Source organism: Paracoccus sigandri, assembly GCF_003709565.1.
GTDB lineage: Bacteria > Pseudomonadota > Alphaproteobacteria > Rhodobacterales > Rhodobacteraceae > Paracoccus > Paracoccus siganidrum.
The window spans coordinates 1-3,326 of sequence record NZ_QNRC01000079.1 but is presented as its reverse complement, the minus strand read 5'-3'; the positions used below and the strand labels follow the sequence as shown (position 1 = coordinate 3,326).

Annotated in this window: 3 protein-coding genes; all 3 read left to right on the top strand. The window is 60.4% G+C overall.

The window, feature by feature from the left end:
- The first annotated feature begins 458 nt into the window (after positions 1-458).
- The 3 genes from C9E82_RS23635 to C9E82_RS23625 are packed head-to-tail and all read left to right on the top strand — an operon-like array spanning position 459 to position 3,216.
- Positions 459-1,619: a dsDNA nuclease domain-containing protein gene (locus C9E82_RS23635; protein WP_170162192.1), complete on the top strand. Its 1,161-nt coding sequence runs from the start codon at positions 459-461 to the stop codon at positions 1,617-1,619.
- The gene (locus tag C9E82_RS23630) at positions 1,616-2,179 is read left to right on the top strand and encodes a hypothetical protein (RefSeq protein ID WP_119901191.1); all 564 of its coding nucleotides are present in this window, start codon (positions 1,616-1,618) and stop codon (positions 2,177-2,179) included. The genes C9E82_RS23635 and C9E82_RS23630 overlap by 4 nt, the downstream gene beginning before the upstream one ends.
- Positions 2,176-3,216, top strand: a complete 1,041-nt coding sequence (locus C9E82_RS23625; protein ID WP_119901190.1) for a hypothetical protein — start codon at positions 2,176-2,178, stop codon at positions 3,214-3,216. Before C9E82_RS23630 ends, C9E82_RS23625 begins: the two co-directional genes overlap by 4 nt.
- Positions 3,217-3,326 lie beyond the last annotated feature (110 nt).

The following is a 3,326-nucleotide window of genomic DNA, read 5'->3' as shown; positions in this document are numbered from 1 at the left end:
ACGAAAGACCATCGAACATCGGCGCTTGCAGCACCGCAAGCTCGCCGCATAACATCAACCCCAAGACGAGGCCCGCTCTCCGCTAATCTAAGCCCCGATCTGAGCCAAATGTTCTGACGACGGACAAGCAAAGCGATTCCAATAGCTTATAGATTTCAGCCCCTTACGCGACAAGCCTTTGATCATGCGCAGATATATATCGCCCCCGCATCCACCGGCTTTCGTCCGCATCCGCCTGCTAAAGCCGCGCGAAACCGACAGTCGCGGGTTGATGTGGTGTTGATGTAGCCGCAGCAAAGTTCATAATCTCTATCGACGCTTGCTGCACAACCCTATAGCGAATGCGTTTGTACACTTGTGAGTTGTATCCCACCGCGCTTAGAGTTTCACGGGACGTGACAGCAGGGGGCTGTAACGAGAAATCAGAATGCGCCGAGGGCTGTTTGTCAGAAAGTGAATTGTTTACGGTCGACGAAGAGGTCTGGCCCTCCATCGACGCCGCCGCCCCTTCCGAGGAAGGCGGCCCGATTGCGCGCAAAGGTTTCAACTATCAGGACGAGATTGCCGTCGGCTTCGTTCTGGAGATGTTGGCCAACCCCCAGCTGGTGAAGATTCATTTCGAGACACACGACGATCTGGTTCTGGTCTGGGACATCGGCGCGCCGCTACTAATCGCCGAATTCGTTCAGGTCAAGGGCGCCGAAGCAGATAAGCTCTGGTCCATCGCGGACCTGTGCCTACGCAAAAAACAAGCTGTCGGGTCGTCCATTTTCGAGAAATCGTTAGATCGCGACCAGCACGCTGAGACCGCGCGCTTCCGGATCGTAACACTACGCCCGGTGGTCTCGCTTCTGACGCCGCTGACCTATGAACGCGGCCACGAAGCTCGGGCACTGACCTGCGAGGAAATGGTCGCCTTGAAGTCGGACCTTGATGACCGAATGCCCGACGTCGTGTCCAAGCGGGGCCACGGGACTGACTATTGGCTCGACAACTGCCTCTGGGACGCGCGCCACGACGAACTGGCCGTGAAGGCTCAGAACAAGCTCCGATTGTTCGAACTCATGCAGGCAGCCGGCCGCCCGCTGCTATCGGAGCACCTTGACCTCCTTCTGGAAGAGTTGCGCAAACACGTGAAGGCGGCTGGTGATGCAAAATGGAAACCGGACAGGGAGCAGAAAATCCTGACACGCGAGGCCTTTTTGTTGCTGTGGGATAAGTGCCTGGCCAAGCTTAAGGACGGAGCCACCCAGCCCTCGGGTGGCAAGCTGGCTGAGAAGATGAACGACGCCTCCCTCATCGGTACGGTCGCCGCGATGGCGCTCGACATGCGTCTAGACTACGCCCGTGCCGTCCGGACCTCTCGCTACATGCAGCCAGACGAAGCGGGCCAGCTTCAGGGCCGCGTCAAATCTGAGGTCCAGACCCTCAGCGCCAAGCGGGCTGCCGGGACGCTCGATCTCGACGGCCCGGCATTCCACGCCCTATGCATCGACCGAATGGATGCCATCAACGCCTCCCTCCCGCCGGACCAAGGCGACCGTTCAGCCTTCCTCAAGGGCTGTATGTATGACATCGCAGACCGCTGTCTGCTGCGTTTCGATCGGACAGGGCTGTGAAGTCTCTGTCTCGCCTCGGAACCCGTCCCGCCAGTCTTCCCCTGGCAGCCGACGATGTCCTCGAATTCCACGCGGCGCGGCTGCTTTTGCTGATGCACATCTGCGGCACAGCAGGGCGGATCGACGGGCTGACAAAAATGGCTAAGCTCGACTTCTTCACCCGCTACCCAGATTTCTTCGAAGCCGCGCGGGCAGCGGTCGACCCCGAGGCCCAGACCACGTCGGCCGATCACGCCGAAGCTGTCGAGTCATCTATGGTGCGGCACCACTACGGCCCGTGGGACAAACGCTACTATCAGGTGCTGGCGCACCTCGAGGCGCGGCAGCTGATCACCGTGTCAAAGTTCAAGAACTCCTACCAGATCGCTCTATCGACCGAAGGCGCCGAAAAGGCCAAGGCTCTCGCCAAACGCCCCTCCTTCGCTACCCTCGTCGAGCGTCAGAAATCTGTGAAAAAGGCCTTCGGCCGTAAGTCGGGTACAGTGCTGAAAAACCTAATTTACAAGCTCTTCGACGAAGAAGTCGGCAAACGCCCTCTCGGACAGGTGATCACTAAATGAGCGCGCCCTTTCTTTCCATCCGCGACCTCGAGCGCCGCCTGGCAACCGGCAACGTCGAGCACCTCACATTCGTGCCCGGCGTCAACGTCTTCGTCGGGCGGCCGAACACCGGTAAGACGAAGTGGCTGCAGACGCTCGACTTCCTGCTCGGCGACACGGGAGCGAACCCCTACGAGCAGAGTGACGAAGAAGGGCTGGCCGAGAAGTATGAGGCGGCGTCCGCCACTATCTGCATCGGCGACGAAACCTTCAGGATCGAGCGGCGCTGGCGCGAGGTCGGTGCCAAAGGGAAGGTCTTCGTCGACGATGAGGGCATGCTTGCCAAGGACTTCCAGCACTGGCTGATGGAGAAGCTGGGTATCCCGCTGGTGAACTTCCCAAAGGGCAATCCGATGTCCGGCCAGACCTGGCCGGAGCTAAGCTTCCGCACCTTGTTGAGGCATATCTTCCGCCAGCAGCGGTTCTGGAGTGGTCTCGTCGATCAACAGACCGACAATGAACAGCACGCCAGCCTCTTACTATTCCTAGGTCTGGCCGAGCGGATTTACAGCGACGACTATGGCAAGCTCGTCGATCTAAAGCTCAAGTCGATGCGGCTCCGGGCGCGACGCGAGCAGTACAGCGAGACCCTCAACGATCTGGCAGTCAATCTTCTCGACTCCGAGGACGCCACCTTGGGCGTAAACGAGACCACCGTCACCGCCGCCTTGAAACGTCTCCAAGACGAAATCGAACGCCTGCAAACGCGCAAACTCGAGGTTCTGACGACTGCAAGTGACGCTAGCCTGCCGGTGTCGGATCGGTCGCGCCTCTCCGAGCTCGGGCATGCACGAGCGGCGGCGCTCGAAGAAGCGACGGAGGCGCGCCAGAAGCGTCTGGAGGCCGAGGACCGGCTGGCCGAAGTTCGGCGATATCGCGCGGACCTCGCGGCTGAGATCGAGCGGATGGGGCGGGTCGCAGACGCCAGCGAACTCCTCGCCGATCTTAAGGTCACCCATTGCCCGGCCTGCGATCAGGGGATGTCAACGGCGGCGTAAAAACCTGCCACGGGGCGGCGTAAAAGTCGGCCACCCTTGCGCGCGGCTGAGACCTCCGTGAGGGCGTAGCCCGAGCGGGGGTCTCAGCCGCGCGTTGCGATTTTCGAGGG

Bases quoted from the DNA above. Each gene is read 5' to 3' on its own strand.
- C9E82_RS23625 (WP_119901190.1), top strand. From the start codon at position 2,176: ATGAGCGCGCCCTTTCTTTCCATCCGCGACCTCGAGCGCCGCCTGGCA.